Origin of the sequence: Crenobacter oryzisoli, from assembly GCF_030385785.1 — a bacterium.
In the GTDB taxonomy this organism is placed as follows: domain Bacteria; phylum Pseudomonadota; class Gammaproteobacteria; order Burkholderiales; family Chromobacteriaceae; genus Crenobacter_A; species Crenobacter_A oryzisoli.
The window spans coordinates 51881-78448 of the sequence record NZ_JAUEDK010000008.1 but is presented as its reverse complement, the minus strand read 5'-3'; the positions used below and the strand labels follow the sequence as shown (position 1 = coordinate 78448).

The following is a 26568-nucleotide window of genomic DNA, read 5'->3' as shown; positions in this document are numbered from 1 at the left end:
CGGATCAAGAGTGAATGCCATGCCGTCCGTTTCCTGTATAATGCCAAATAGTTATCAAAACTATTTTCAATAGGTATATTCAATAAAGAGCGTACGGAATAAAAATGAACCAAGAAAAACAAACCATTCAATCCATTCAGGCCCTAAGAGGATTGGCAGCAATCCTTGTTGTATTGTTCCATTTTCGAACAATTCCAGGATCGGCTAACCAAACTGTGGCAGATTATCTGTTTATTTATGGTTCTATCGGTGTCACCTTGTTTTTTACGATCAGCGGTTTTATCGTTGTGTATATAACGGACGACCAGGCTGAAGGTCTAACCAGTGGTGTCGAATTTATTATTAAGCGTGTCTGCCGAGTAATACCCCTTTACTACTTGGTTACTTTGGGTGCTGCCGGCTCCTCTCTTGATACGCTGTATGAAACAGGGCGCTCGATGCTGTTTATTCCGCTCGATGGATCGGCTGTAGGCCCATCTTATGGATATGCAAGAATAATTGTAGGCTGGACTTTGAATTATGAAATATTTTTCTATTTGCTGACATCGCTATGCATCATGCTTTGTGGCCGCTGGAAATGGTATGTGCTGTTGTCAAGCATTGCTATGCTCTCGTTAGCACCTTCACTATTTTTTGGTTGGAATGGCTTGAGCACGGCAGCTGGCTATCCATTCGGTAATGTGTACTTAAAAATGATCACTAATCCGATTCTGCTGCAGTTTGCAACTGGGGTTGTGATTGGGTTGATTCACCGTGCTCAGCCCAAGCTAGAGGCTTGGTTTTGGGGCGCTATTCTGTGTGTACTTCTTCCTTATTTTGTGGGTAACTATTTTTCTGGCCGTCACAGCGGGCATGATCTCACCGGATGGGGCCTTATCAATGCGGCATTAGTCCTGACGCTTGTTATGTTTGAACAGCAAGTATCTATTCGTTGGCCGAAATTCCTTATTTATCTTGGTACTATTTCATATTCACTCTACCTCATGCACGAGAAGGTTCATAATTTCATTTCAAAGATTATTAGCCGAGCTGGCCTAGAGAGCGAGCTTTCTGGGTGGACTTTATTAATTGTGGCAATTGCCATCTCAGTGCTGGTTTCAATGCTTACCCACAAATACGTCGAACAAAAGCTGTCGGTTTGGTTGCGGTCAAAATTGCTTTGCAAAGCTCGTCCTAGTGCTGAAAAAACTCTCAACCCTATTACAAACAGCGTGTGATTGATCCGCGCATAAATTCGTAATGAGAAATGCCCCACAACGTGGGGCATTTTTTGTTTCTAATATGCAGTTTTATCCGCGTTAGAATATGTGGTTCCTAGAAAAATCCTATTCTTCACAAACTCGGAATAAAAAATCAATCATTTACGAAGCATTTTTTGCTGAAAACGGGGGGGGCGAGGTGCTCAGAAGTCTGTGAAAGAACTGCGAGCGCAAACTCAATACCAGCTTGCAGTTCGTCCATCTGACCTTTTTGGTTCTGCTGCTCAGGAGATCGTGAACAGGCTCTAAGCTCTGTATGGGTCGACATGGGTCATCACGTTCAGCACGGTGCGGTCCTCCATCGCGCGGCGGCGTGCTTCCAATGCGATGTCATGCCCCTGCTCAACGGACCTATCGGCATCCACTTCGAGATGCACATCCACAAGGATCAAGTCGCCAACCTTGCGCGTCTTCAGGTCATGTACGCCCATCACACCCGGCGTGCCGATCAGAGCCGTATGGATGGCGGCTACGCTCTCTTCGTCTGCGGAACGATCCATCAGATCATGCAATGCATCCCAAGCAAAGCTCCATCCCATTTTCGTCACCATGAGGCCGACTACCAGTGCGGCGACTGGGTCCAGCAGATGGTAGCCCAACAGGTTGCCGACAATGCCGACCGCAACGATCAGCGAAGACGCTGCGTCCGAGCGGGCATGCCAAGCGTTGGCGATCAGCATGCTTGAGCGTACTCGCTTGGCGATGGCCAGCATGTAGCGAAAGAGCAGCTCCTTGGCCAGCAGTGCACCTAGTGCCACCCACAAGGCAGCTAACTGTACCGGTTGTGAGGAAGGCTGTTCGATCTTGCTGATGGCGTTGCCAAGCATCCCTATACCTACCACCAGCAATAAGACGCCAAGCACCAGAGAGGCGGCGTTCTCATAACGGTGATGGCCATAATGGTGGTCAGCATCCGGCTCCTTCCTGCTGTGGTGGCTGGCCAGCAGCACCACGAAATCGGCCATCAGGTCCGACAGCGAATGGATGCCGTCTGCCACGAGGCCCTGAGAGCCGGAGATCAGGCCTGCGGCGACCTGCAGCAGAGTCAAAAGCAGGTTGACCACCACGCTTACCCAAGTACTTCGGCGGGCGGCCTGTTGCCGATCTAGATTGTCATCGCTTTCATCGAACATCTCAGCAGCGTTCATCTTGTTTACACCTTGTCGCTCATGCTGATTTTATAAGAGAAAATCCCTCTTTACACTAAACGTACTATCGCCCCTTGGCTATGGCTAGCGTGGAATAATCCCTTTCCCCTTGGAACTCCCCTTTATCCCGCGGTGCAGCTGCTCCACAGGATTTATAAAACAGCGCCGATAGTTATTACCATGGCCAGCAGGGGGCTGGCCATGATCTGGTTATTTAATAAATTTAGGACAAAGTGCTACGGGTTTTGAAAGGCATTATCCTAAGTAACACATTCTCTGATTTACCTACCATATGAACCAAGGCGCCTAATACATGCAGGCCCAAGATAGCAGCCAGGATAAGCGCTGCACCCGAGTGCAGATCACCCAGTAAGTGTGACAGCGCCCGGTTTTTATCAATCAGGACGGGTAGTGAGTAGAGGCTAAAGAAATGAACTGCATGACCTGCAGCGTTGGTTTTTAACCATCCAAGCAACGGGATGGAAAGCATGCAGAGGTAAAGCAGCCCATGAACGGTTTTTTCAGCCGTGTACTGCAGCGACCCTTTAGGGTTGACAGAAGGCGGCAGCTTTTTCTTTTTCCTGAAAATATTAATGAGGCGAACGCCTGCTAAAGCCAAAACGAGGACGCCAATGGATTTATGCAGGTCCATAAGGTCCATGTTGTCATCCAGCATCCAGCCAATTACCAAATTGCCAACGATAACAATGGCGACTATCCAGTGAATTAGGCATACTGATAAGGGGTAGCGCTTGGCGTTTTTCATTTCGTTATCCTTTTGGATTTAGCAGGGTTCCTCTTTTGAAATCAGTTCAGTAAGTCGTGATAATGTTTCTTGGTTTGATTGGTTTTTTGCAGGGCGTCTTTGGCTGCCTGCAAATTGTTGGTTTTGACGGCCTGCTCTACGACGACGAGCTCTTTCTGCAGCTGCTGCATCCCTTCATGATAAGTGGCGGGGTCGCTGCGATATTGTTGCTTGCTGGCCTGTTGCACGTCATTCTGCAGTCTGGCGAAATATTTGGAGAACTCCGGCATTGAGTTGCTGGCCATTGCACCGCGCACCGAAACCTTCATGTCTTTCATCAGATTTTTAATTTCGCCAGCCCCAGCCATTGGGGACAAGGATAACAGTACCAGGGCTGCCGTGGCGGCGAGAGCTTTGAATTGGCGGTTACGAGTACGATGAAGAGCGACCATGGATACCTCCCACTTGTTGAGTTTGGCTGAGGATAGATGCCCAAGCTTAATCCAACCTTAACGCCTCAAGCCTCGTCATTACTGGCTGCTTTTCATGCAATGCCAAACAAGAATTTTATTAATAATTATTCGTATTAGTTGGTTTTTAATTACAAGGTTAAGGAGGCGTATGCTGCTTGCAGATGGGAATTTGAATTACTCCCATTCTTAATGCCGCCAATATACTGGGAGGGCTGGTCAGTGCCAGCTGATGGCTCCGGGCATCGCGCCATCAATGCTTGTGGCGATGATGCGCATCCGGGAAATGGGCATGGGTATGCGTCAACACATCATGTCGATGCCGGTGGCTGTGTTTGGTGCCCGGCTCGACGGGGTAGCCGTGCTCATGCTGGTGGTGTTCGTCATGGAAGTGTTCGTGTTCGTGCTCCATCGCTTCGTGCGTATGCTCGTGTTCGTGGCGCTCGGTCAGGTGTAGCCAGATGCCGATCGCCATCAACCCACCGGCGATTAGCAGTGGCAGCGTGATCGGCTCTCCCATCGTCAGGGCCAGCATCGCCCCGAAGAAGGGCGCGACGGAGAAGTAGGCGCCGGTCCGGGCGGTCCCGAGGTGGCGCAAGGCCACCACAAACAAGGCCAGACTGACCCCATAGGCGAGGAAGCCCACCACCATCGCCCCTGCCAGGTTGGCTAACGGAGGCAGCGAGGCGCCCAAGAGGATGGCCAAGAGCAGATTGACCGAACCGGCTACCAGCCCTTTGACCGACGCGATCCAGGTCGCATCGGTCAGCGATACCTTTCGGGTCAGATTGTTGTCGATGCCCCAGGCGAAGCAGGCCCCCAGCACCGCCAGCGCAGGCCACAAGCCGGCGAAGCGGGCCTCTCCAGGCCAACTCAGGACCATGGCGCCTGCGACAATGGCCAGCATGCCCGCCGCGATGCGGCGATCGAAGTTTTCCTTGAACGCGAACCAGGCAAGTAAGGCGGTAAACACCCCCTCGGCGTTGAGCAGCAGCGAGGCACCGGAAGCCGGCATGCTGGTCAGGCCGAGCATCAGCAAGACCGGGCCGACGATTCCCCCGGAGAGGATGGCGCCGGCAAACCACGGTGCTTCATGATGCAGAAGGCGAACCCCTTCGGCCCGACTCAGGAAGCGGTACAGCGTGAGGCCGATCCCGGAGCCCAGATAGAGCAGGCCTGCCAACAGCCAGGGGCTGACCGTGTGGAGCAGCAGCTTGGCGAGTGGTGTACCCCCTCCGAAGAGGAGGGCCGCGCCCAACGCCGCCGGAACGCCGGTGTGGCGGAGTCCTTCTTTCCAGTTCATTGCCTTTTTCCGGTGCGTGCTACAAGTGATCCCGTGGCCTGTCGCGGTTCATTTCAAGTAGGAGCGCAGGATGCCTGCGATCTGCTCCAGATCGTCACTGCGCTGTTTCGGGTCGATGACGTCCGGCCCCAGATGTTCGCGCAGGTGGCCTTCCAACACCTCGGCCATCAGCCCATTGACCGCGCCACGTATCGCGGCGATCTGTTGCAGGATGGCCGCACAGTCGGTCTCTGCTTCCAGGGCCCTTTCCAGTCCCTCTGCCTGCCCCTTGATGCGGCGAATCCGAGTAAGTAGCTGTCTCTTGCCTTTGACGGTATGCGCCATGTGCTTTTCCTGAGTGACACTTAGCTAGTATAGTGGGGTATAGTATATCTGATCGTGGCAATGCAACGTTGCCCGAGTGCTCTTACTCATTCTATCGAAGGTGCTTCATGCCGCCCATTGCCGACTTGATCCAGCAGGGATCGACCAACCTGTGGCTGTTCATTCCCTCCGCCATCTTGCTCGGGGCGCTACATGGTCTCGAGCCTGGCCACTCCAAGACCATGATGGCTTCGTTCATCATTGCCATTCGCGGCACCATCGGCCAGGCCATCTTGCTCGGGCTTTGTGCCGCACTGTCCCATTCGCTGATTGTCTGGGCCTTGGCGGCCATTGCCTTGAAGTTCGGCAATCAGTTCATTGCTGAACAGGCCGAGCCCTATTTCATGCTGCTGTCCGGGGCGGTCGTGATCGGGGTCGCCGTCTGGATGTTCATGCGCACCCGCTGGGATGATCTGGCGGCGCGGGCACAAACCCATGCCCCGCATGGCGGCCGGATCATCAATACCGGCCATGGCGTGGTCGAGCTGCAAGTCTTTGAAGAAGGTGTCCCGCCGCGCTTCCGCCTCTACGGTTACGACCATCACATGCACCCCACGCCGTTCAAGTCACATGACACGATCGAGCTGGAAACGATCCGTGCGGACGGCACGCGGCAGGCTTTCACCCTGGATGCCAGGGGGGAGTATCTGGAGTCGCGGGAGGTCATTCCGGAACCTCATGAGTTCGAGGTGCTGCTCAGCATTGGCCATGGCGACCATGCTCACCGCTTTGAGGTGACCTTCAGCGAAGACGGCCATGGCCATGGACATCATGGTCACGGTCTCCATCATCACGATCATGACCATGATCACGGCCATCATCATGGTCATGATCATTCGCACGCATTCGAGTCGAGCGGCGAGTATCAGGATGCCCACGAGCGGGCCCACGCCGAGGATATTCAGCGCCGTTTTGCTGGACGGAAGGTAACTACTCCGCAGATCGCGATGTTCGGCCTGACCGGTGGCCTGATGCCGTGTCCCGCCTCGGTCACCATCCTGATGATCTGCTTGCACTTGAAGCGTTTTACGCTCGGCGCTGCCATGGTGGCCTCGTTCAGTATCGGTTTGGCGATCTCGCTGGTCAGTGTTGGTGTCATCGCTGCGTGGGGCACGCGCCATGTTAGTCAGCGCTTCGGTAATCTGGGCAACCTCGCCCGCAAGATGCCTTACCTGTCCAGCGTGCTGATGATGGTGGTAGGGGCGGTCATGGGCATTCAAGGCCTGGTTCATATTGCGGCTTGAAGCAGCATTCTCATCGGACAACAAAGCCGGCCTTTGGGCTAATGCAGTTCACTTAAGCCGTTCAGTCCGGATTTTAGCTTCGAAGAACGCTTGGAAGTAACAAAAAAGCACCGTTTTTCCACCTTGGTGGGCGGTGCTTTTTCCTTAAGTGAACGGCATTACGGCCTTTGGGCCGGCTTTGTTTCATGGTGTCTCAAACCGGGCCGGAGCGCCGGAAGGCAGTGAGCGAATCCATCGGCTTTGGTCTGTGCCTTTTCGATATGGATTGGCACCCTCGTTCCCGCGAGGGTGGTCGAATATCGGCCAACCTCGGTGAGAAAACGGGTCTTAGAACCTGTTCACGATCTGCTGCACTCGGGCGATCCTGCATTGAAATGACGCTCAACACGCTCATGTACTCCATGTACATTCCGCTTTTTCGTGTCATTTCGTCTTGGCTGCCCCTTCGTTCGCGAGATCGTGAACAGGCTCTAAGAGTTTGAGCTATTAGTGTTGATTTGAAACGTGGATGGGAGAACTCCCCTGATTAGAGGGGCGATTCAAATCGCCCCTTGGAAGATTGGTGGCTGCTACGTCCTGTCGTAAGAGAACTGGATGCCTGCCGTCCCGCCCGTTTCGATAAACAAGTTGATGAAGGACGGCACGGTCTCGCTGCGGGCCCAGTCGCGCTGCAGCTCGCAGAACAGCTGCGCCACACTGATCATCTTGCCACCGGCCTGCTCAATGCGACGCAGCGCGGCCTCGTGGGCGGTTACGGAGGTGCCTCCCACCGCATCAGTCACGACATACACCTCATAGCCCTCGTTGAGGGCGTCCAGTGCCGGAAAGGTCAGGCATGCCTCGGTCCACAGGGCGGTCATGATCAGTTTCTTTCGCCCCGTCGACTCGACCGCTTGCTTGAACTCCACATCCTCCCAGGAGTTGATCGACGTGCGATCGTAGGTGGGCAAATGACCGAGCACTTTTTGGAGTTGTGGAATTGGAGGCTTATTCAAGCCGGTCTTCACATTGACTGTGGAGTGGATGATGGGTAGCCCGTAAACGACAGCGGCCTTGGAGGAGCCTACGATGTTGTTGATCAAGAGTTGCCGATCCATCGAGGCGATAGAGTTCACCTGCACCGGCTGATAATCGATGATGATGAAAGCTGCATTCTGAGGGGTGAGTAGATGATCACTTTTTGGATCACGGATAACTTCACTAGCCATCGAGTTTCTCCTCCAACCTGAGTTGACTGGGGTAAGTGCGTTGAAGCACTGCCCACAGTGTAGGAATCCACTCAAGAAGCAGAAGGTACCGATCACTGCACACGGTGTTCAGTGAAACAGAACACCGTGTGTCATGTGACTAAGCGCTGCTAACAAAAACCCCTTGGCGTTGTTATGCGGCCTTGCCCGTACTACTTGTACTGTCTGCGGCCGCACGCCTAGCCAAGGCCGCTTCGCTGAGTTTTGTTAGCGGTTCTAAGGCATGATTTCCCAAGGTAACGGCCGGGAAAATTGGTTGCGCAGGTAGTCGAGCACGGCACGGACCTTGTGGCTCTGGAACCGGCGGCTGGGGTAGAGCGCGTAGATGGTGTCAGGAATGGGGGTGTCGGGCAGCGCCTCGATTAGGCGCCCGTCGCGCAGCGCCTCGGCGGCGATGAACAGCGGAAGCAAGCAGATGCCAAGGCCGGCGATGGCGGCATCGCACATCACTTCGCCGTTGTTGAATACCAAGGTCGACTTCACCACTGCCGTTCGTATGCGGCTATCCTGCCCGGCCGGCTCGAATTGCCACAGTTGCCCGGAATGGACGTAGGCGTAGCCGATGCAGCGATGGGCCGCCAAGTCGTCGAGTGACTTGGGCAAGCCATGGCGCATCGCATAGTCCGGGCTACAGCAGACGATGCGGCGACTGACGGCCAGTTTGCGCGCGATCAGCGACATGTCCTTGAGCGGCTGGGTAATCCGGATCGCCAAATCATAGCCGCCCCCGTCCACATCCACCATGCGGTCATCGAGGTCGATGATCAAGTCCAGGTTGGGGTGCTGCTGCATCAGCTCGAACAGCATCGGCCCCAGGTATTTCCGACCAAAGGTCATCGGCGCGGCGATACGAACCTGGCCACACAGATTTCCCTCCTCCTCGATCGTCGCCGTGGCCGCATCGTCGAGCTGCAGTACCAGCTCCCGTGCCTTCTGATAGAAAACTTGCCCACGGTCGGTGGCGACCACTCCTCGGGTGGATCGGTGTAGCAGCTGAGTACCTAGCGCCTGTTCCAGGTCATTGATCCGTTTGCTGATAGCCGACTTGGAGAGGTCGAGGCGTAAGGCGGCTGCCGTAAAGCTTCCAGTCTCCATCACCAGCAGGAAGGCTTCGATATCGTCGAGTCGGTAGCGCATTGTCCAATATTAGTGAACTTGTTGTTCATAGTAGGGCGGCTATCGCAGGATGCATGACGAGCTGAAGGCACAGGGGAGACATGTGGTAAACAAGGCGTGGCGCGACGGATGAAGCAGGAAGGTCTGCGCTTGCAGACGGGCTAGCGGCGGCACCCAGGTCATTACAAGGGGCGTCCGACCGTGATTGCCCCCCACCAACTACAGCGGCAGGTGGACTATCCTGGCAGCGGTAGACAGACCACCGAGCTTCACGATTCAGAATTATCGAAACAGATCAGTCAAACTGGCAGAGCATGGTCGTGTTTTAGCCAAACTTTTTCTCAACGGTCAGTACGGCTGCCTGCACCCGGCTGCTGCAGCCAAGCTTACGAAGAATGTTCTGCACATGGATTTTCACCGTGCTCTCGGCCAAGTCCAATTCTCGGCCGATCTCCTTGTTGCTCATGCCACGTGCGACCAATTGCAGTATTTCCTGCTCGCGCCCTGTCAACTTGTCAAAAGTGTCAACGCTGGCAGGCTGGGGGGCGGGACTGCGCAGTTGAGCGACTAACTTGGCGGTCATGCCTTCACTGATTACCGATTCGCCATGGGCGGCCTTTAGAATGGACTGGGTCAAGAAATCGGCATCGATGTTTTTGTTCAGGTAGCCGCAGGCCCCGGCTCGCAGCGCTGCTCCCAGGTCGTCGGCATCTTCAGATACCGTCAACATCACGACCGCGAGAGAAGGCTTGTCCTGTAGCATCAGGGTCAGTGCCTCGACGCCGGAGATGCCCGGCATGTTCAGGTCGAGCAGTACCACGTCGGGTTTGAGCTGGGCGGCGAGTTTGACGCCCTCGGCGCCGTCGGCGGCCTCGCCAATCACCTGGATCGCCTGCTGACGCGCCAGTAGTGCCTTGATGCCGCTGCGGAACAGGGTGTGGTCGTCGACCAGCAGCACGTTGACGATTTCGCTCATGGTGGGTTGCTCGCTCATTCGCAGTATGTATTCCTTGTTCGGCGGCACCGTCGCGGTAGTGACTCGGACGATGGGCTCGGGCTCTTGCCGACGGGCCACCAGGTTGGCCGAACCGTTCGGCGCGGTCATGAAGCAGGGGGCTAAGCCGCCTGACGCTGCGCGCGTGCAATGGACAAGCGGATGCAACAGCCTTCGCCCGGCTCGCTGTCGATGCGCATCGTCACCCCGGCGCGCGTGGCGCGCTCGGCCATGATCGCCAGGCCGTAGTGGGTGTCGTCGCGCTCGCACATCCGCTCGGCATCGAAGCCGATGCCGTCGTCCATTATAGTCAGCGTCAGCGCCTCGCCGCTGTCGTCCAACCGCACCAGCACCTGGCTTGCCTGGGCGTGCTTGCGCACGTTCGACAGCGCCTCCTGTAGGATGAACAAGAGCTGCAACTGTTGCTCGGGCAAGAGCGGCCGGCTTAGCCCCTCGCTCTGCAGTTCGACCTTCAGTCCGGTCTGGCGGCGGAACTTGTCGAGCACCGTTTCCACCGCCTGCGGCAGCCGCGCCGACAGCCGCGAGCGGAAGTTGTTGAGCAACTCGCGCACATCGTCGTAGCTCTCCTGCACCCCGGTGCGCAACAGGGCGATGGTATCGTCGCGCAGCAGGCCGTCGTCGGCGGCGACCGCCTGCTCGAGCACCTGCACCTGTAGGTTCAGGAACGACAGGCCCTGGGCGATGCTGTCGTGCAGGCCCTGCGCCATCAGGTTGCGTTCTTCCAGGATGGCCAGCTCGCGCTCCTTGTCTACCAGCCGCTGGTTCTCGATGGCGCTGGCCAAGTGCTGGCCGAGCGTTTCCATCAGCCGGGTCTTCTGTGGGGTGAACACGGTGGCTTCGCGAAAATGCAGGTTGAACAGGCCGATGGAGCGCTGCTGCAGCGCGATCGGGAACGACGACACCACCTTGAAACCCTCCCACTTGCACGGCAGCGCCGAGTCGTCCGGCAGCGTCATCTGCCTGCCGTGCAGCGATTCGGGGTTCAGGCTGCAGAAGCAGTCGCCGTAGCTCAGGCACTGCTCGCCGCCCAGGAGCGTCTCGGGCAGGCCGGCGTCGGCCACCAGGTAGACCAGCTCGTGCTCGCCGTCGAGCAGCCGCACCGCGCCGCCAGCCGCACCGAGGTTGTCGACCACCCGGGTCAGGAAGCCGCGGCACAGCTCCTCAAGCGTCTGCGCTTGGTTGAGGAAGGTGGCGATCTCCAGCAGCAGCGCCAGTTCGCGGTTCTTCTGTTCGAGCGAGGCGGTCTTTTCCTGCACCCGCTCCTCCAGCGTGGCGTGCACTTCGGCCAACCTTTTGGCCATCTGGTTGAAGCCGGCGCCGACCTGGCCGAACTCGTCGTTGGTCTCCACCGGCACGGTGGCACTGTAGTCGCCGGCGGCGAGGCGGCGGATCGCTTGGTGGATGTGGTCAAGCGGCCGCAGCACGATCAGCACCATCAGGTAGATCAGCGCCACAGTGCCAAGGATCGCCATCGTGGCCAGCAGCACCTGGCAGATGCGCAGGTATTCGGTCTTGTGGGCGTTGTTTTCTTCGAGCAGCTGTACGAAATGGTCGATGGTGGGCAGGAAGGCGGATGCGTCGACCTGGTAGCGCGACAGGAGTAGCGGCTGCTCAGAAGAGGGGGCTACCAGCAGCGCATCGGCCTGTGGCTTCAAGCGCAACTGCCAGCCCTGTTCGACGGCCGACAGCGCGGCATACACCTGGCGCTGCTCCGGCAGCGACAGTGGCCGGGCCGGGTCGCCGTGGCGCAAGCGCGCCAGGATGGTGTCGTAGTTGCGCAGATCGGTCTGCACCGTTGCCGCTTGCAACTGGCCGTCGACGTGGTGGGTCAAATCCAGCGCGACCTGGGTTGTACGCATGCGCAGGCTGCCGGCGTCGTTGATCGCGGCGCCGGTGCCTTCCAGTTGCCAGGACAGCAGCAGCGTCGAGCCGATCGCCAGTAGTGCCAGCAGCAGAAAGCCGAGTAGGGCCCCGACGATCTTGGTCGACAGTTTCAAGCCCAGGGGGCCGTCCGGGACGGCCCAGCGGTATCCAGACATATTCAGTTCTCGAGTGGACAGACCATCGGGATGAAACGGCGTTGTGTCGGATCATACCCCCACAGGAGGTCGTGACGCATCGCTCAGCCCCCGGTCATCGACATGAAGCGTATCACCCGCTGTGGCGCCTCGTTGAAATGGTGACGCTCGGGCTTGAGCTCGATCGCCGCGCGCAGCCGTTCGGCCAACTCGGCCTCGCCGACGCCGGCGCGCAATAGCGGCCTGAGCGGCACGCTGGCCTCGTCACCGAGACAGAGATGTAGGGTGCCGTCCACCGCTACCCGCACCCGGTTGCAGCTGGCGCAGAAGTGCTGCGAGATCGGCGTGATCAGCCCCAGGGTGAAACGGCCGTCGGCGCTGCCCCAGTAGCTGGCCGGCCCACCACCCAGCGGTACCGTCAGCGGGCTGAGCGCGAAGCGTTCGGCCAGCCTGGCCAGCACCGGCGCCAGTGGCAGCGGCCGGGCTGCCTGTCCGGTGGCGCCCATTGGCATCGCCTCGATCAGCCGCAGCACGAAGCCCTGCTCGATACAGAATGCCACCATCGACTCGATGTCGCCGTCATTGACGCCGGCGAGCGGCACCATATTCAGCTTGATCGGCGCGAAGCCGGCCGCCTTGGCGGCGCGCAGCCCGGCCATGATCTTCGGCAGGCTGTCACTGCCGGTAATCGCGCGCAGGCAGTCGCGGCGCAGCGAGTCGAGGCTGACGTTGAGCCGGCGCACCCCGGCGGCCGCCAGCGCCTCGGCATGGCGCTCCAGCTGGGTGCCGTTGGTGGTCAGTGACAGGTCAAGCGCCGGGTCGAGCGCGGTCAGCCGCGCGCACAGTTCGGGCAGGCCGCGCCGCAGCAGCGGCTCGCCGCCGGTCAGTCGCACCCGCCGCACGCCCAGGTGCACGAAGGCGCTGATCAGCCGCTCGATCTCGTCGAAGCTCAGCCAGTTGGTCGGCTCCTCGAAGCCCTTGAAACCCTTGGGCAGGCAATAGCTGCAACGCAGGTCGCAGCGATCGGTCACCGACAGGCGCAGATAGTCGATGGTTCGGCCAAAGCGGTCCTGCAGCATGCTGATCCTCCGGGGATTTTGGGTCAGCGACGATGGTAGCGCGAGTGCCGCCAACGCACAGTCGGGCAGAGGTAGCAGAGGGGATAGGTCGAAAGTACTAGATGGCGGTGAGAGCCAGTCTGGCGCGTAGCCGTCGCCGCGGGTGAAGAGGGGGCATACTGACGCGCTGTGTCGGTAGGTCAGGGGGTAAGAGTCGCTCACACAACGAAGTTGCTGCGAAGCTAAAACCCGGCGTAGCTGGCCTTGGCTAGGCGTGCTGCCGCAGGCAATACAAGTAGTACGGCAAGGCAGCACAATAACGCCAAGAGGGAGCGGTTCTTAGTCGTCTTGCCCCGTATCGGCCCCGGTCGTGGGTTGGCCCGGTGTTGTGTCGGCCGGCCCCCCGTTCTGCCAGTCGAACCAGTCGTCTCCGAATAGCTCGGCTGGGTGCGGGGTGCGCTCCGAGCCATTGCCGCAGCGCAGGGCATTGGCGGCACAGTACTGATCGCAGCCCCAACAGATTCGCTCGGGGTGGCTGGGAAGGATGGGAAACTTTTTCATGGTGTCGAGATAACGTAAGGTTGAACTGCTGCTTTGACGGCATTGCCCGAACCCCCAGGCTCCGTTCGGCCTATCCAACGTTGACCGAACGGGGTCTGGGTGAGTCCTGGTGCAAAATGGCAACCAGCCAAATGCCGTTTATCCCTTTCTCCTCTATCCATCCACCTGTCTACCCATTCACCGGCTCAGCGGCGCGCCCGCACCAGCTGCCAGGTGCGGCCGACGTAGCCGACCGAGGCGAAGCCGCTCCACACGTGCACCATCCGGGTGAACGGGAAGATCAGGAAGAAGGTCATGCCCATGAAGATGTGCGCCTTGAAGATCGGCGCCGCATTGGCGATGTAGCCGGCCGCATCGCCCCGGAGGGTGACGATGTGCTGCGCCCAGGTCATTAGCTTGATCATCTGGTGGCCATCGGTGTGGTGGGCCGACACGAGGATGGTCGACAGGCCGAGCGCCAGCGTGATCAGGAGCCAGATCAGCAGCAGCTTGTCGCGCCAGCTCGAGTTGGCCGCCAGCCGGGCGTTGCCGAAGCGGCGCGCGATCAGCATCACGAGGCCGATCAAGCCGATGCCGCCGAAGAGGCCGCCGGCGACCATCGCCAGCATCTGCTTGAAGCTGTGGGAGACGCCGAGCGCGTCCCACACCGCCACCGGGGTGAGCAGGCCGACCAGGTGGCCGAAGAACACCCCGAGCACGCCGACGTGGAACAGGATGTTGGCGGTGCGCAGGTTGCCGCGGTGCAAGAGCTGGCTGGAATCGGATTTCCAGCCGTACTGCTCGCGCTCGAAGCGCGCCAGGCTGCCGAACAGGAAGATCGCCAGCGCGATGTACGGGTAGATCCCGAATACGAATTGATGCAGGGTATTCATCTCTGTGGTCCTCCGCCGCCCGGCGCGGGGCCGGGCGGCCAGTGCCGGCTCAGGCCTGCGGCCGGCTGGGGTAGAAATTGACCGGCGCGACGCTCGGGCGGCGCAGCAGCGGCTCGACGCCGTCCACGCCCGGGCCGAAGGTCTCTAGCGCCTCGTCCATGTCGCGCACCGGCGGTGCAGTCAGCGGTTCGGCCGGCACCGGCGACAGCGCCTCGAGCGCCGCGAACACGCCGGCGTAGGGCGAGCCGGCGGCAGCCAGCCGGCCGCCGACATGGCCGATCACGTGTACCGCGTCGCTGAGCAGCCGCGCCGCCTCGTCCGGCTCGATCGCCGCCAGGAACTCCAGGAACAGTGGCAGGTAGTCGGGCAGCTCGTTGGCCACCGGCTCCAGGCCGTGGCGGCGGAATTCCTCGATCAGGTCGACCATCGCCTGGCCTCGGTCGCGGTCCTCGCCGTGGATGTGCTCGAACAGGTGCAGCGCGTGCGCCGGGGTGCGGTCGAAGGTGGCGACATAGCCTTCCTGCAGCGCGATCAGGTCGTGCGCGACCAGGTGGTCGATCAGCGGCGCCACCCGGGCCGCCAGCGACGGCCATTCGACCAGGGCGGCGCGCAGCTCCGGCAGCGCGGCGATCAGCTCGGCTTCGGGGTAGCAGAGCAGCGCGGACAGGGCCTTGTAACTCGATCTCATCGGGCGCTCCTTTACTGGCGGCGGTTGGCGGCGCGGTCGCGACGCAGGTCGTGGAACACGATCGGCGCCTGCTTCTTGCCGAACAGGCTGCCCTCGGATACGCCGCCCGAGCAGCCGTTGCCGAACGAGAAGCCGCAACCGGCCTTGTCCTCGAAGGCCTCCTCGACCATTTCCTTGTGGCTCGACGGCACCACGAAGCGGTCCTCGTAGTTGGCGATCGCCATCACCTGATACATCCGTTCCACCTCGGCGGCGGACAGGTGGGTGCTGGCCAGCGTGGCCGGATCGACGACGCCCGCTACGCTCTTGCTGCGCATGTAGCGGCGCATCGCCACCATGGTTTCCAGCGCCTTGACGATCGGTTCTTCGCGGCCGGCGGTGAGTAGGTTGGCGAGGTAGCGGATCGGGATGCGCAGGTCCTTCACGTCGGGGATGATGCCGTTCTCGCCGATCAGGCCGTTTTCCAGCGCCGACTGGATCGGCGACAGCGGCGGGATGTACCAGACCATCGGCAGGGTGCGGTATTCCGGGTGCAGCGGGAACGCCACCTTCCACTCCATCGCCATCTTGTACACCGGCGACGCCTTCGCGGCGGTCAGCCACGATTCCGGAATGCCCTGGCGACGCGCTTCGGCGATCACGTCTGCCGAGTTCGGGTCGAGGAAGCAGCCCAGCTGTGCCTCATACAGGCTCTGCTCGTCTTCCACTGCGGCGGCCTCGGCGATCTTGTCGGCGTCGTACAGCAGCACGCCCAGATAGCGGATGCGGCCCACGCAGGTTTCCGAGCACACGGTCGGCTGGCCGGCTTCGATGCGCGGGTAGCAGAAGATGCACTTCTCGGCCTTGCCGCTCTGCCAGTTGTAATAGATCTTCTTGTACGGACAGCCGGACACGCACATCCGCCAGCCGCGGCACTTGTCCTGGTCGATCAGCACGATGCCGTCGTCTTCGCGCTTGTAGATCGAGCCGGATGGGCAGGACGCCACGCAGGCCGGGTTCAGGCAGTGTTCGCACAGACGCGGCAGATACATCATGAAGGTGTTCTCGAACGCCGAGTACATCTCCTTTTGGATGCCTTCGAACAGCGCATCTTTGGCGCGCTTGGCGAACTCGCCGCCCAGGTCGTCCTCCCAGTTCGGGCCCCACTCGATCTTGTCCATCTTCTGGCCGGTCAGCACCGACACCGGCCGCGCGGTGGGTGGGGTCGCCACCTCGGGCGCGTTCTGCAGTCGCTCGTAGTCGTAGGTGAACGGCTCGTAGTAGTCGTCGATCGCCGGCAGATTGGGGTTGGCGAAGATGTTGGCCAGGATCTTGAGCTTGCCGCCCTGGCGCGGTTCGAGCTTGCCGTCGGGCTTGCGCACCCATCCGCCCTGCCACTTGTCCTGGTTTTCCCAGTCCTTCGGGAAGCCGATGCCGGGCTTGGTCTCGACGTTGTTGAACCAGGCGTATTCGACGCCGTCGCGGCTGGTCCAGACGTTCTTGCAGGTGACCGAACAGGTATGGCAGCCGATGCACTTGTCGAGATTCAGCACCATGCCGATTTGCGCACGGATCTTCATTGCTTTGCTCCTTGGTTCGACGCCGGCTGTTCCAGCCAGTCCACCTTGTTCATCTTGCGCACGATCACGAATTCGTCGCGGTTGGCGCCGACGGTGCCGTAGTAGTTGAAGCCCCAGGCCAGCTGCGCGTAGCCGCCGATCATGTGGGTGGGCTTGGTCACCGCGCGGGTCACCGAGTTGTGGATGCCGCCGCGCTTGCCGCTCATTTCGGCGCCAGGCACGTTCACGATCTTTTCCTGGGCGTGGTACATCAGCGTCATGCCTTCCGGCACCCGCTGCGACACCACCGCGCGGGCGGTCAGCGTGCCGTTGACGTTGAAGGCCTCGATCCAGTCGTTGTCCTCGATGCCGGCCTTCTTGGCGTCGATCTCCGACAACCACACGTGCGGGCCGCCACGCGATAGCGTCAACAGGCGCAGGTTGTCCGAATAGGTGCTATGGATGCCCCATTTCTGGTGCGGGGTGATGAAGTTAAGCACCACTTCCTTGTTGCCGTTGGGCTTGGCGCCGAGCACCGCCGCGGTGGTCTTCAGGTCGACCGCCGGCTTGTACACGCACAGGCCTTCGCCGAAGGCGCGCATCCACTGGTGATCCTGGTAGAACTGCTGGCGGCCGGTCAGGGTGCGCCACGGGATGTACTCGTGCACATTGGTGTAACCGGCGTTGTAGCTGACCTCTTCCGATTCCAGCCCCGACCAGGTCGGTGACGAGATGATCTTGCGCGGCTGCGCCTGCACATCGCGGAAGCGGATGCTGTCATGCTCGCGTGGCTTGGCCAGATGGGTGTGGTCGCGGCCGGTGATCCTGGACAGCGCGTCCCAGGCCTTCACCGCCACGTGGCCGTTGGTTTCCGGCGCCAGCGTCAGTATCATCTCGGCCGCGTCGATCGCGGTGTCGAGCTTCGGCTGGCCCTGGGCCACGCCGTGGGCGACGGTCTTGTTCAGGCCGCGCAGCGTGTCGACCTCGTGGCCGGTTTGCCAGGCGATGCCCTTGCCGCCGTTGCCGACCTTCTCGAGCAGCGGGCCGATTGCGGTGAACTTGTCATACAGCGCGCCGTAGTCGCGCTCCACCACCGTCATTGCCGGCATGGTCTTGCCCGGAATCGGCTCGCATTCGCCCTTCTTCCAGTCTTTCGGGTCGAAGGCCTGGCCGAGCTCCTGCGGGGTATCGTGCATCAGCGGGGTCAGCACCAGGTCGCGGCGGGTGCCGAGGTAGTCGCCGGCCAGCTCCGAGAACTTCTTGGCGATGCCCTTGTAGATCTCCCAGTCGGTGCGGCTCTGCCATAGCGGCTGCACCGCTTCGGACAACGGGTGGATGAACGGGTGCATGTCCGAAGTGTTGAGGTCGTCCTTCTCGTACCAGGTGGCGGTCGGCAGCACGATGTCGGCGTAGAGACAGGTGGTCGACATGCGGAAGTCCAGCACCACCAAGAGGTCGAGCTTGCCCTCGGCGGCTGGGCGCACGGTGATCTCGGACGGCTTGATGCAGTCGTCCTCGGTGTTCATCACCGCGTTCTGGGTGCCGAGCAGGTACTTCAGGAAGTACTCGTGGCCCTTGCCGGAACTGCCGAGAATATTCGAGCGCCACACGAACATGTTCCGTGGGAAGTTCTGCGGGTTGTCCGGGTCGTTGCAGGCCATGTCGAGACTGCCGGCCTTGAGGCGCTCGACCGCGTAGGCGACCGGGTCCTGCCCTGCGGCAGCGGCCGCGTCGGTGACGTCGAGCGGGTTGGCCGACAGCTGCGGCGCCGATGGCAGCCAGCCCATCCGTTCGGCCTTGGCGTTGTAGTCGATCAGCGCGAGCTTGCCCATGTCGCCGTCGGCGGTGGGGGCGAGGATCTCGTCGACGCCGAGCTTCTCGTGGCGCCACTGGCTGGTATGGGCGTAGAAGAACGAGGTGCCGTTCATCTGGCGCGATGGGCGCACCCAGTCGGCGGCGAACGCCAGCGGCGCCCAGCCGGTCTGCGGACGCAGCTTTTCCTGGCCCACGTAGTGACACCAGCCGCCACCGCTCTGACCGATGCAGCCGGTCATCATCAGCATATTGATGATGCCGCGGTAGGTCATGTCCATGTGGTACCAGTGGTTCAGCGCCGCGCCGACGATCACCATCGACTTGCCGCGGGTCTGGTCGGCGTTCTGCGCGAACTCGCGCGCCACCTGGATCACCATCTCCGGCTTCACGCCGGTGTGCTTCTGCTGCCAGGCCGGGGTGTAGGGCACGTCGTCCAGATAGTCGGCGGCGACATTGCCGCCACCGAGGCCTCGGTCGATGCCGTAGTTGGCGACGAGCAGGTCGAACACGGTAGCGACCCAGGCTTCACTGCCGTCGGCCAGGGTGATGCGCTTGGCCGGCACGTTGCGGGTCAACAGCTCTTCATGTTCGCTGCCGAAGTAGGGGAAGCCGACGCCGACCACGTCGTCGCGCTGCTCGATCAGGCTGAGTCGCGCCTTGACCTCATGGCCGCTGGCGGCGTCTTTCTCTTCCAGGTTCCATTTGCCGGTCTGGCCGTCGGGCTGGCCCCAGCGGAAACCGATCGAGCCGTTCGGTGCGACGATCTCGCCGCTGGCCTCGTCGATCACCAGGGTCTTCCAGTCCGGGTTGTTGGTTTCGCCGAGGTTGGCCGACAGGTGGCTGGCGCGCAGGAAGTAGTCCGGCACCAGGGTGTCGCCCTGCGGCTTCAGCGTCACCAGCATCGGCATGTCGGTGTACTGGCGGCAGTAGTCGGTGAAATAGGCGGACGGGTTGTTGAGGTGGAATTCCTTCAGGATCACGTGGCCCATCGCCATCGCCAGCGCGGCGTCGGTGCCCTGCTTGGGCGCGAGCCAGATGTCGCCGAACTTGGCCATCTCGCCGAAGTCGCTCGACACCGCCACCGTCTTGGTGCCCTTGTAGCGCACCTCGGTGTAGAAGTGGGCATCCGGGGTGCGGGTCATCGGTACGTTGGAACCCCACACCATCAGGTAGGTGGAGTTGTACCAGTCGGCCGATTCGGCCACGTCGGTCTGTTCGCCCCAGACCTGCGGGCTGGCCGGCGGCAGGTCGCAGTACCAGTCGTAGAATGACAGCGGCACGCCGCCGAGCAGGCTCAGGTAGCGGCTGCCGGCCGCGTACGACACCATCGACATCGCCGGGATCGGCGAGAAGCCGATCACCCGGTCCGGGCCGAAGCGCTTCACCGTGTAGGCGTTGGCGGCGGCGATGATCTCGTTGCTTTCTTCCCAGGTGGAGCGCACAAAGCCGCCCAGGCCGCGCTGCTGCTTGTATTCCTTGGCGGTGTCGGGGTTCTGGCTGATCTTTTCCCAGGCCTCGATCGGGCCGAGCGTCTGGCGCGCCTCGCGCCACAGCCGGGCCAGGCGGCCACGCAGCATCGGGTATTTGACCCGCTGCGCCGAATACACGTACCAGCTGTATGAGGCGCCGCGCGGGCAGCCGCGCGGCTCGTGGTTGGGCAGGTCGGGACGGGTGCGCGGGTAGTCGGTCTGCTGGGTTTCCCAGGTGATCAGGCCGTTCTTCACATACACCTTCCAGCTACAGGAGCCGGTGCAGTTCACCCCGTGAGTGGAACGGACGATCTTGTCGTGTTGCCAGCGCTGCCTGTAGCTGTTTTCCCAGCGGCGGTCTTCGTTGACGACAGCGCCATGGCCGTCGGCGAAGGTGCTCTTCACATTGCTGAGGAAGTTCAGGCGGTCCAGAAAGTGGCTCATCTTGCCTCCAAACGGTGGTCCGCCGGGCATGCCACGGTGGACCTATTGTCATGTAGCCAAGGCTACGCCGCGCGGTGGGCTGGCAAAATTCGCCGGAAGACGAGCCAGGGCGGCGCGATGGGACTAGGTCGGCTAGTACTTTGGTAGTAGGCGCGCGGCGGCCCAGGGTGGCCGACCCCCGGCCGGGGGCACACCCCCCCCCGAGCACCACGTCGCCCGGCCCCCGCGGCGGGGGGGCGGTGTGGCGGGGGGGCGCGCTGTGGGCGCGCGCCCGGCCCCCCCCCCCCCCCCCCCCCCCCCCCCCGCGGCCGGTCGCTCACGCCCCCTCGATCACCAGGTCGCCGTGCACCGAGCAGCAGCAGGCCAGCGCATAGCCATCGGCCAGCTCCGCCTCGGACAGCGCGCTCTGCTCGCCCAGCTCGAAGTCGCCCTCCAGCACCTTGACCTTGCAGCTGCCGCACTGCCCGCTGCGGCAGGCCGCCGTCACCGGGATCTGCTGCGCCTCTAGCGCGGCGAGCAGGTTGCCACCGTGGGCGACCTCGGCCTCGTCGCCCCATGGCTGCAGCAGCACGCGGTGACGCACGCCGTCGTCGGCAGCCTCGTCGAGCGCTGCCACCGCGGCGGCCTGGAACGCCTCGTGGTGGAAGCGCTCGGCCGGCACGCCCAGGCTTTCGGCCAGTTCGGCGGCCAGCGCCATGTAGCCGGCTGGGCCGCAGCACATCACGGTGCGCCGCGCGATGTCCGGCACCAGCTCGGCCAACAGTTCGCGGCTCAGCGGCGCCTGGCGGCAGGCAGCGTCGGGGGCGCGGTCCACCAGCCGGTGGAGGCGCAGCCGCTTCGGATAGCGCTGTTCCAGCCGGGTCCATTCGGCGGCGAAGATCAGGTCGGCCGGCGTCTGCGCGTGGTAGAGCACCACCAGCGTGGCGTCGGGACGGTGCGCCAGCAGCCAGCGGGTGATCGCCATCACCGGGGTGACGCCGCAGCCGCCGGCGAGGAACAGGTAGTCGCTGTCCGGCGCGTGCTCGGGGGTGAAATTGCCTTGCGCCGTGGACAGCCACAGTGTGTCGCCGACCTGCACTTCGCCGGTCAGCCAGCCGGAGCCGAGCCCGCCGGACAGACGGCGCACGGTGATGCTCAGGAAGTCGTTGAGCGCCGGCGAGGACGACAGCGTGTAGGCGCGCAGCGCGCGGCCGCCGTCGATGCCGACCAGCGCGTACTGGCCGGGCAGGTAGCGGTAATCGGGCGGGGGAGACAGCTCCAGCGTCCAGACGTCCGGGGTCTCCCGGCGGATGGCCCGAACCGGCATCGGGTGCGGGCAGAGGGTGGCAAGTTCGACCATAGGGACCTCGAAAATGAAAAGGCCCGCCGGGCAGGGCGGGCCGAATAGGCAAGATCAGGCGGCCAGCATCGCGGCCATGTCCGCTTCCACCGTGCCGATCTGGCGCAGGCCGAAGCGCTGCTGCAGGATGCCCATCAGCTGCTCGTTGAGGAAGGCCGGCGCGGTCGGGCCGGTATAGATGCCGCGCACGCCGAGCGAGAGCAGCGTCAAGAGCACCACGATCGCCTTCTGCTCGAACCAGGACACCACCAGCGTCAGCGGGAGGTCGTTGACGCCGCAGCCGAGCTTTTCAGCCAGTTTCAGCGCCAGCTGGATCGCTGAGTACGAGTCGTTGCACTGGCCGACATCGAGCAGCCGTGGCAGTGCGCCGATCTGGCCGAAGTCGTGCTTGTTGAAGCGGAACTTGCCGCAGGCGAGCGTCATCACCGCGCAGTCCTCCGGCACCTGCTGGGCGAAGTCGGTGTAATAGCTGCGCTCGTTGCGGCTGCCGTCGCAGCCGCCGACCAGGAACACATGGCGAAGCTGTTTGGCGGCCACCATCTCGATCACCGTGTCAGCGGCACCGAGCAGAGTCTCGCGGCCGAAGCCGACGGTGATGTAGTGCGGCTCGGCGCTCTCGGTGAAGCCCGGCAGCGCCTGGGCGTGGGCGATCACCGCGGAGAAGTCGTCGCCGGTCAGGTGCTTCACCCCCGGCCAGCCGACGATGCTGCGGGTGTAGATGCGATCGGTGTAGCGGCCCACGTTCGGGTTGATGATGCAGTTGGAGGTCATGATCACCGGCCCGGGGAAGGCGGCGAATTCCTTCTGCTGGTTCTGCCAGGCGCTGCCGTAGTTGCCGACCAGGTGGGGGTAGCGCTTCAGTTCCGGGTAGCCGTGCGCAGGCAGCATCTCGCCGTGGGTGTAGACGTTGATACCGGTACCCTCGGTTTGCTCGAGCAGCTGCTTGAGGTCCTTCAGGTCGTGGCCGGAGATCAGAATGGCCTTGCCCGCCACCGGGTTGACGTTGACTTGGCTCGGCACCGGGTTGCCATACAGGCTGGTCTCACCGTGGTCCAGCATCGCCATGATGCTGTAGTTGAGCCGGCCGATGTTCATCGATTCCTCGAGCAGGGTCTCGAGGTCACGCGGCTGGCTGCCGAACCAGGCCATCTTGCGGTGGAATTCGGCGGCGATGTCGGCGTCCTGCTGGCCCAGTACGTGCGCGTGCTCCATATAGGCTGCGGCACCTTTCAGACCATACAGGCCAAGAAGGCGCAGCCCGTGCACTTCGTCGCCGACTTCGTTCCGGTCGCGGTTCAGCGCCCAGGCGAGCGCCTGCGCGTGCAGGCCCTGGGCGGAGTCGGCCAGCACTAGCGCGGCCTGCGGCAGCGCCACGTCGGCGTTGGGATCGATGCGGCGGCAGCGCTGGGCAAGCTCGTCGCGCATTGCGGCAGCCTCACGCGCATAGTTGACGATGCGCTGGGTGTCGAAGTTGACGTTGGTCAGCGTGGCGAAGAACGCTTTGGGCACGAAGGCGTCGATGGCCGCATCGACGATGCCCAGCTCGCGTGCCCGTACCGCCCAGGCCGACAGGCCCTGCAGTACGGCGATCAGCAGATCCTGCTGGTCGGAGGTTTCCGCGGTCTTGCCGCACATGCCCTGGCTTTGGCTACAGCCCTTGCTGGTCGGGGTCTGCATGGTCTGTTCGCATTGGATGCAGTACATCGATTACTCCTTGGCTCGTAGTTGGTTTCGGTCGCGCAGCACACTGTAGCGCGGTCGGTGGTGTTAAAAATGTATTTTTTATATATTTTCAAACTTGCTTGATCTGCCTCAACCGGAGGCCATGGTGAGGCGGCCAAGCCGGGTGGCGGCGGAGCAAAAGCGCAACAGTCGCTGGACGGGGTGGGGGGAACAAACGGCCCCCGTAAGCGGGGGCCGGAACGGGCGGGCAGGGCGCCGCGGTGCCTAGCAGCGCACCTCTGCGCCCTTGCGGGCGTAGTACCACCAGTTCAGCAGCAGGCAGCTCGCGTAGTAGGCGATGAAGGTGATCAGTGCTGCCGCCACCCCGCCGGTCAGCGCGATTGAGGTGCCATAGCTCTTCGGGATGAAGAAGCCGCCGTAGGCGCCGATCGCGCCGATGAAACCGAGCACCGCCGCCGCCTCGCGGGTCGCCTCGACCGCCGCGGCCTGCTGCGCCGCCGCGCCCTGGCCGGCCGCCCAGCGCTGGTGTAGCTTGGCGAAGATGATCGGCACCTGCATGAAGGTCGAGCCGTTGCCGAGGCCGGTCAGCGCGAACAGCGCCAGGAAGCACGCGAAGAAGCCGGTGAAGCTGCCGCCGATGCTGTGCTCCGGCAGGAAGTGCAGCACACCGAGCACCGCCACGATCATCAACAGGAACGACCAGTGGGTGACGCGGGCGCCGCCGACCTTGTCGGCGATCCAGCCGCCGAGCGGGCGCGCCAGCGCACCGACCAGGGGGCCGAGGAAGGCGTAGCGGGTCGGATCGACGCTGGGGAACTGCCCCTTCATCAAGAGCGGGAAGCCGGCCGAAAAGCCGATGAACGAGCCGAAGGTGCCGATGTACAGCCAGCACATCAGCCAGTTGTGCTTGCGCTTGAAGATCACCGCCTGCTCGGAGAACGAGGCGCGCATCGAGGCGATGTCGTTCATGCCGAACCAGGCCGCCAGCGCCGACAGTGCGATGAACGGCACCCAGACGAAGCCGGCGTTCTGCAGCCACAGCTGCCGGGTCTCGTTGCCCTTCGCCCAAGTCTGCGCGTCGCCGCCGAAGGCGCCGAATACGCCGGCGGTGATCACCAGCGGCACCACGAACTGCACCACCGACACGCCGAGGTTACCGAGGCCGGCGTTGAGGCCGAGCGCGGTGCCCTTTTCCGACTTCGGATAGAAGAAGCTGATGTTGGCCATCGACGAGCTGAAGTTGGCGCCGCCAAAGCCGCACAAGAGCGCCAACAGCATCATCGTGCCGTAGCTGGTGGTCGGGTCCTGTACCGCGAAACCGAGGCCCAGCGCCGGGATCAGCAGGCTGGCGGTCGACAGCGCGGTCCATCGCCGTCCGCCAAAGATCGGCACCGCGAACGAGTAGAAAATGCGCAGCGTCGCGCCGGACAGGGCCGGTAGCGCGGCCAGCCAGAACAGCTGGTTGGCCGAATAGTTGAAGCCGATGTTGGGCAGGTTCACCACCGCCACGCTCCACACCTGCCAGATCGCGAACGCCAGCAATAGCGCCGGGATCGAAATCCACAGGTTGCGCCGCGCCACCGCGCGGCCCTCGCTCTGCCAGAAGCTCGCGACTTCCGGCTCCCAGCGTTTCAGTTCTGCAGCCATATGATCATCCTCCTGGCGGCCGCGCCGCCGACGTAGCAGGACCCGCCCCCTGGCGGGCCCGGGGGGTTAAGCGGACCGCGCCGCCGTGTCGAGCACGCGCCGTTCGGCCAGCGGTTTGAACGAGAAATGCATCCAGATCAGCGACACGCACACCGTGCCATACAGCAGCATGAAAGCGCTGGAGCGGATGCCGGTGGCGTCGAGCAGCACGCCGAACAGGATAGGCAGCAGGAAGCCGCCTAGGCCGCCGGCCAGGCCCACCACGCCGGACACCGCGCCGATGTTGTCGGGGAATTCGTCGGAAATGAACTTGAACACCGAGGCCTTGCCGACCGCCATCGCCACGCCGGCGACGAACAACAGCACGGTGAACCCCCACGGGTTCAGACCGATGTCGAGCGACAGCGGGCCGCCGACGGTGGCGATCACCATCTGGGTCTGCGGGTAGGAGAGCAGGAAGAACACCACCCAGCACACCCACATCACGTACCAGGTCACCTTGTAGGCGCCGAAGCGGTCGGACAGCCAGCCGCCCAGCGCACGCAGCACTCCGCCCGGTAGCGAGAAGCAGGCGGCGAGGAAGGCGGCGTGAGTGATGTCGAAACCGTACTCGCCGACGTAGTAGTGGATCATCCACAGCGCCAGCGCCACGTAGCCGCCGAACACCACCGAGTAGCACTGGCAGTAGCGCAGCACCGCCGGGTTCTTCATCAGGCGCAGCTGTTCGGCGATGCCGGCCTTGCTCGACACCACGTGGCGCGGGTCGTGATAGCTGAACAGCCAGAACAGCACGGCGGTGCCGAGCATGATTGCCGCGTACACCGTCGGCACCCTCTGCCAGCCACAGGCGGTGATTACCGCCGGCGCCAGCAGCTTGGTCAGCGCAGAGCCGGCGTTGCCGGCGCCGAACACGCCCATCGCCAGGCCCTGGCGGTCCTTCTGGAACCAGCGCGCCACGTAGGGCGTGCCGACCGAGAACGAGCCACCGGCAAGACCGACGAACAGGCCGATCACCAGGAACTGCCAGTACTCGGTGGCGAACTGCATCAGGTAGATCGGCACCACGCAGGCGAGCATCAGCAAGAAGAACACGATGCGGCCGCCGAAGCGGTCGGTCCAGATGCCGAGTGGCACGCGCACTAGCGAGCCGGACAGTACCGGCGTGGCGGCGAGAATGCCGAACTCGGTCTCGGACAGGCCGAGGTGCCGCTGGATGGGAATGCCGAGCACGGCAAACATCATCCAGATCATGAAACAGACGGTGAAGGAGAAGGTGCTGACCGCCAGCACCGAATAGGACTTGAACGCGGGCGACGCCATGATGCAACCCTAATTCTTGTGAGCATTAGAGCCAACGTTACGCCGCCGCAGACAGACCGCCCATTGGTCGGATGGTTAGCTGGCGAAAGTCATTGGCGTTAGGCCCACTAGTCCGAATGGCCTAGGGGGCTTAATCAGTAAGAGGGGAGGAGGGGGAGGGTGCTCATTGGAAGCATGGTATTTCTTCACTGCAGCAAAAGACCGAT

The 26568-nt window shown here is 62.0% G+C and carries 21 protein-coding genes and 1 pseudogene; 3 read left to right on the top strand and 19 right to left on the bottom strand.

The window, feature by feature from the left end; genetic code table 11:
- Window positions 1-104 precede the first annotated feature (104 nt).
- Window positions 105-1217, top strand: coding sequence for an acyltransferase family protein (locus tag QU481_RS06615; protein ID WP_289829139.1), 1113 nt, complete (start codon window positions 105-107; stop codon window positions 1215-1217).
- Window positions 1218-1504: 287 nt separating this feature from the next.
- On the opposite strand, the gene QU481_RS06605 is transcribed toward QU481_RS06615, so the two are convergent.
- From QU481_RS06605 to QU481_RS06585, 5 genes are all read right to left on the bottom strand, one after another.
- A complete protein-coding gene (locus QU481_RS06605) occupies window positions 1505-2407 on the bottom strand; it encodes a cation diffusion facilitator family transporter (RefSeq protein WP_289829138.1) in 903 nt (300 codons plus the stop codon).
- A 223-nt stretch (window positions 2408-2630) separates the two neighbouring features.
- The gene (locus tag QU481_RS06600) at window positions 2631-3173 is read right to left on the bottom strand and encodes a cytochrome b (protein ID WP_289829137.1); all 543 of its coding nucleotides are present in this window, start codon (window positions 3171-3173) and stop codon (window positions 2631-2633) included.
- Between the two features lie 41 nt (window positions 3174-3214).
- Window positions 3215-3604, bottom strand: coding sequence for a cytochrome b562 (locus QU481_RS06595; RefSeq protein ID WP_289829136.1), 390 nt, complete (start codon window positions 3602-3604; stop codon window positions 3215-3217).
- 271 nt (window positions 3605-3875) lie between these two features.
- A complete protein-coding gene (locus QU481_RS06590; protein ID WP_289829135.1) occupies window positions 3876-4925 on the bottom strand; it encodes a DMT family transporter in 1050 nt (349 codons plus the stop codon).
- 48 nt (window positions 4926-4973) lie between these two features.
- Window positions 4974-5249 carry a metal/formaldehyde-sensitive transcriptional repressor gene (locus QU481_RS06585; RefSeq protein WP_289829134.1) on the bottom strand — a complete coding sequence of 92 codons (276 nt, stop codon included), beginning with the start codon at window positions 5247-5249 and terminating at the stop codon, window positions 4974-4976.
- 107 nt (window positions 5250-5356) lie between these two features.
- Between QU481_RS06585 and QU481_RS06580 the strand changes: the two genes are divergently transcribed.
- Entirely contained in the window at window positions 5357-6532 is a 1176-nt protein-coding gene (locus QU481_RS06580; protein WP_289829133.1) for a nickel/cobalt efflux transporter, read from the top strand.
- Window positions 6533-7101: 569 nt separating this feature from the next.
- Here QU481_RS06580 and QU481_RS06575 read toward each other — a convergent pair.
- Together QU481_RS06575 and QU481_RS06570 are read right to left on the bottom strand one after the other, a co-directional pair.
- The gene (locus QU481_RS06575) at window positions 7102-7740 is read right to left on the bottom strand and encodes a hydrolase (RefSeq protein WP_289829132.1); all 639 of its coding nucleotides are present in this window, start codon (window positions 7738-7740) and stop codon (window positions 7102-7104) included.
- Window positions 7741-7995: 255 nt separating this feature from the next.
- Window positions 7996-8916 (bottom strand): LysR family transcriptional regulator, encoded by a 921-nt coding sequence (locus tag QU481_RS06570; RefSeq protein WP_289829131.1) that lies wholly within the window; start codon window positions 8914-8916, stop codon window positions 7996-7998.
- A 37-nt stretch (window positions 8917-8953) separates the two neighbouring features.
- On the opposite strand from QU481_RS06570, the pseudogene QU481_RS06565 reads away from it, so the two are divergent.
- Window positions 8954-9132: pseudogene (locus QU481_RS06565) on the top strand (IS3 family transposase); the annotation flags it as partial.
- Between the two features lie 88 nt (window positions 9133-9220).
- Here the strand turns inward: QU481_RS06565 and QU481_RS06560 are convergent.
- The 12 genes from QU481_RS06560 to QU481_RS06505 all read right to left on the bottom strand — a co-directional run bounded on the left by QU481_RS06560 (window position 9221) and on the right by QU481_RS06505 (window position 26362).
- Complete coding sequence (locus QU481_RS06560) at window positions 9221-9871, bottom strand: response regulator (protein ID WP_289829190.1); 651 nt, start codon at window positions 9869-9871, stop codon at window positions 9221-9223.
- A gap of 140 nt (window positions 9872-10011) precedes the next feature.
- The gene (locus QU481_RS06555; protein ID WP_289829130.1) at window positions 10012-11949 is read right to left on the bottom strand and encodes a type IV pili methyl-accepting chemotaxis transducer N-terminal domain-containing protein; all 1938 of its coding nucleotides are present in this window, start codon (window positions 11947-11949) and stop codon (window positions 10012-10014) included.
- A gap of 83 nt (window positions 11950-12032) precedes the next feature.
- The gene (gene moaA / locus QU481_RS06550; protein WP_289829129.1) at window positions 12033-13007 is read right to left on the bottom strand and encodes a GTP 3',8-cyclase MoaA; all 975 of its coding nucleotides are present in this window, start codon (window positions 13005-13007) and stop codon (window positions 12033-12035) included.
- Window positions 13008-13325: 318 nt separating this feature from the next.
- The gene (locus tag QU481_RS06545) at window positions 13326-13547 is read right to left on the bottom strand and encodes a DUF3079 domain-containing protein (protein ID WP_289829128.1); all 222 of its coding nucleotides are present in this window, start codon (window positions 13545-13547) and stop codon (window positions 13326-13328) included.
- Window positions 13548-13732: 185 nt separating this feature from the next.
- A complete protein-coding gene (gene narI / locus QU481_RS06540; RefSeq protein WP_289829127.1) occupies window positions 13733-14419 on the bottom strand; it encodes a respiratory nitrate reductase subunit gamma in 687 nt (228 codons plus the stop codon).
- Between the two features lie 49 nt (window positions 14420-14468).
- Window positions 14469-15107 carry a nitrate reductase molybdenum cofactor assembly chaperone gene (gene narJ / locus QU481_RS06535; protein WP_289829126.1) on the bottom strand — a complete coding sequence of 213 codons (639 nt, stop codon included), beginning with the start codon at window positions 15105-15107 and terminating at the stop codon, window positions 14469-14471.
- A gap of 11 nt (window positions 15108-15118) precedes the next feature.
- Window positions 15119-16666 (bottom strand): nitrate reductase subunit beta, encoded by a 1548-nt coding sequence (gene narH, locus QU481_RS06530; protein WP_289829125.1) that lies wholly within the window; start codon window positions 16664-16666, stop codon window positions 15119-15121.
- Complete coding sequence (locus QU481_RS06525) at window positions 16663-20373, bottom strand: nitrate reductase subunit alpha (RefSeq protein ID WP_289829124.1); 3711 nt, start codon at window positions 20371-20373, stop codon at window positions 16663-16665. The genes narH and QU481_RS06525 overlap by 4 nt, the downstream gene beginning before the upstream one ends.
- Window positions 20374-20689: 316 nt before the next feature.
- Window positions 20690-21712 carry a 2Fe-2S iron-sulfur cluster-binding protein gene (locus tag QU481_RS06520; protein WP_289829123.1) on the bottom strand — a complete coding sequence of 341 codons (1023 nt, stop codon included), beginning with the start codon at window positions 21710-21712 and terminating at the stop codon, window positions 20690-20692.
- Window positions 21713-21766: 54 nt separating this feature from the next.
- Window positions 21767-23416 carry a hydroxylamine reductase gene (gene hcp, locus QU481_RS06515; RefSeq protein ID WP_289829121.1) on the bottom strand — a complete coding sequence of 550 codons (1650 nt, stop codon included), beginning with the start codon at window positions 23414-23416 and terminating at the stop codon, window positions 21767-21769.
- Window positions 23417-23659: 243 nt separating this feature from the next.
- Entirely contained in the window at window positions 23660-25042 is a 1383-nt protein-coding gene (locus QU481_RS06510; protein WP_289829120.1) for a NarK family nitrate/nitrite MFS transporter, read from the bottom strand.
- Window positions 25043-25108: 66 nt separating this feature from the next.
- Window positions 25109-26362, bottom strand: a complete 1254-nt coding sequence (locus QU481_RS06505; RefSeq protein ID WP_289829119.1) for an MFS transporter — start codon at window positions 26360-26362, stop codon at window positions 25109-25111.
- Window positions 26363-26568: the final 206 nt, after the last annotated feature.

What these genes read in the sequence shown, in the direction of transcription:
- QU481_RS06520 (WP_289829123.1), bottom strand. Translation starts at nt 21,712, where the DNA reads ATGGTCGAACTTGCCACCCTCTGCCCGCACCCGATGCCGGTTCGGGCC.
- QU481_RS06605 (WP_289829138.1), bottom strand. Translation starts at nt 2,407, where the DNA reads ATGAACGCTGCTGAGATGTTCGATGAAAGCGATGACAATCTAGATCGG.
- narJ (WP_289829126.1), bottom strand. Translation starts at nt 15,107, where the DNA reads ATGAGATCGAGTTACAAGGCCCTGTCCGCGCTGCTCTGCTACCCCGAA.
- QU481_RS06560 (WP_289829190.1), bottom strand. Translation starts at nt 9,871, where the DNA reads ATGAGCGAAATCGTCAACGTGCTGCTGGTCGACGACCACACCCTGTTC.
- QU481_RS06545 (WP_289829128.1), bottom strand. Translation starts at nt 13,547, where the DNA reads ATGAAAAAGTTTCCCATCCTTCCCAGCCACCCCGAGCGAATCTGTTGG.
- QU481_RS06555 (WP_289829130.1), bottom strand. Translation starts at nt 11,949, where the DNA reads ATGTCTGGATACCGCTGGGCCGTCCCGGACGGCCCCCTGGGCTTGAAA.
- QU481_RS06600 (WP_289829137.1), bottom strand. Translation starts at nt 3,173, where the DNA reads ATGAAAAACGCCAAGCGCTACCCCTTATCAGTATGCCTAATTCACTGG.
- narH (WP_289829125.1), bottom strand. Translation starts at nt 16,666, where the DNA reads ATGAAGATCCGTGCGCAAATCGGCATGGTGCTGAATCTCGACAAGTGC.
- QU481_RS06510 (WP_289829120.1), bottom strand. Translation starts at nt 25,042, where the DNA reads ATGGCTGCAGAACTGAAACGCTGGGAGCCGGAAGTCGCGAGCTTCTGG.
- QU481_RS06585 (WP_289829134.1), bottom strand. Translation starts at nt 5,249, where the DNA reads ATGGCGCATACCGTCAAAGGCAAGAGACAGCTACTTACTCGGATTCGC.
- QU481_RS06615 (WP_289829139.1), top strand. Translation starts at nt 105, where the DNA reads ATGAACCAAGAAAAACAAACCATTCAATCCATTCAGGCCCTAAGAGGA.
- narI (WP_289829127.1), bottom strand. Translation starts at nt 14,419, where the DNA reads ATGAATACCCTGCATCAATTCGTATTCGGGATCTACCCGTACATCGCG.
- QU481_RS06595 (WP_289829136.1), bottom strand. Translation starts at nt 3,604, where the DNA reads ATGGTCGCTCTTCATCGTACTCGTAACCGCCAATTCAAAGCTCTCGCC.
- QU481_RS06505 (WP_289829119.1), bottom strand. Translation starts at nt 26,362, where the DNA reads ATGGCGTCGCCCGCGTTCAAGTCCTATTCGGTGCTGGCGGTCAGCACC.
- hcp (WP_289829121.1), bottom strand. Translation starts at nt 23,416, where the DNA reads ATGTACTGCATCCAATGCGAACAGACCATGCAGACCCCGACCAGCAAG.
- QU481_RS06525 (WP_289829124.1), bottom strand. Translation starts at nt 20,373, where the DNA reads ATGAGCCACTTTCTGGACCGCCTGAACTTCCTCAGCAATGTGAAGAGC.
- QU481_RS06590 (WP_289829135.1), bottom strand. Translation starts at nt 4,925, where the DNA reads ATGAACTGGAAAGAAGGACTCCGCCACACCGGCGTTCCGGCGGCGTTG.
- QU481_RS06580 (WP_289829133.1), top strand. Translation starts at nt 5,357, where the DNA reads ATGCCGCCCATTGCCGACTTGATCCAGCAGGGATCGACCAACCTGTGG.
- QU481_RS06570 (WP_289829131.1), bottom strand. Translation starts at nt 8,916, where the DNA reads ATGCGCTACCGACTCGACGATATCGAAGCCTTCCTGCTGGTGATGGAG.
- moaA (WP_289829129.1), bottom strand. Translation starts at nt 13,007, where the DNA reads ATGCTGCAGGACCGCTTTGGCCGAACCATCGACTATCTGCGCCTGTCG.
- QU481_RS06575 (WP_289829132.1), bottom strand. Translation starts at nt 7,740, where the DNA reads ATGGCTAGTGAAGTTATCCGTGATCCAAAAAGTGATCATCTACTCACC.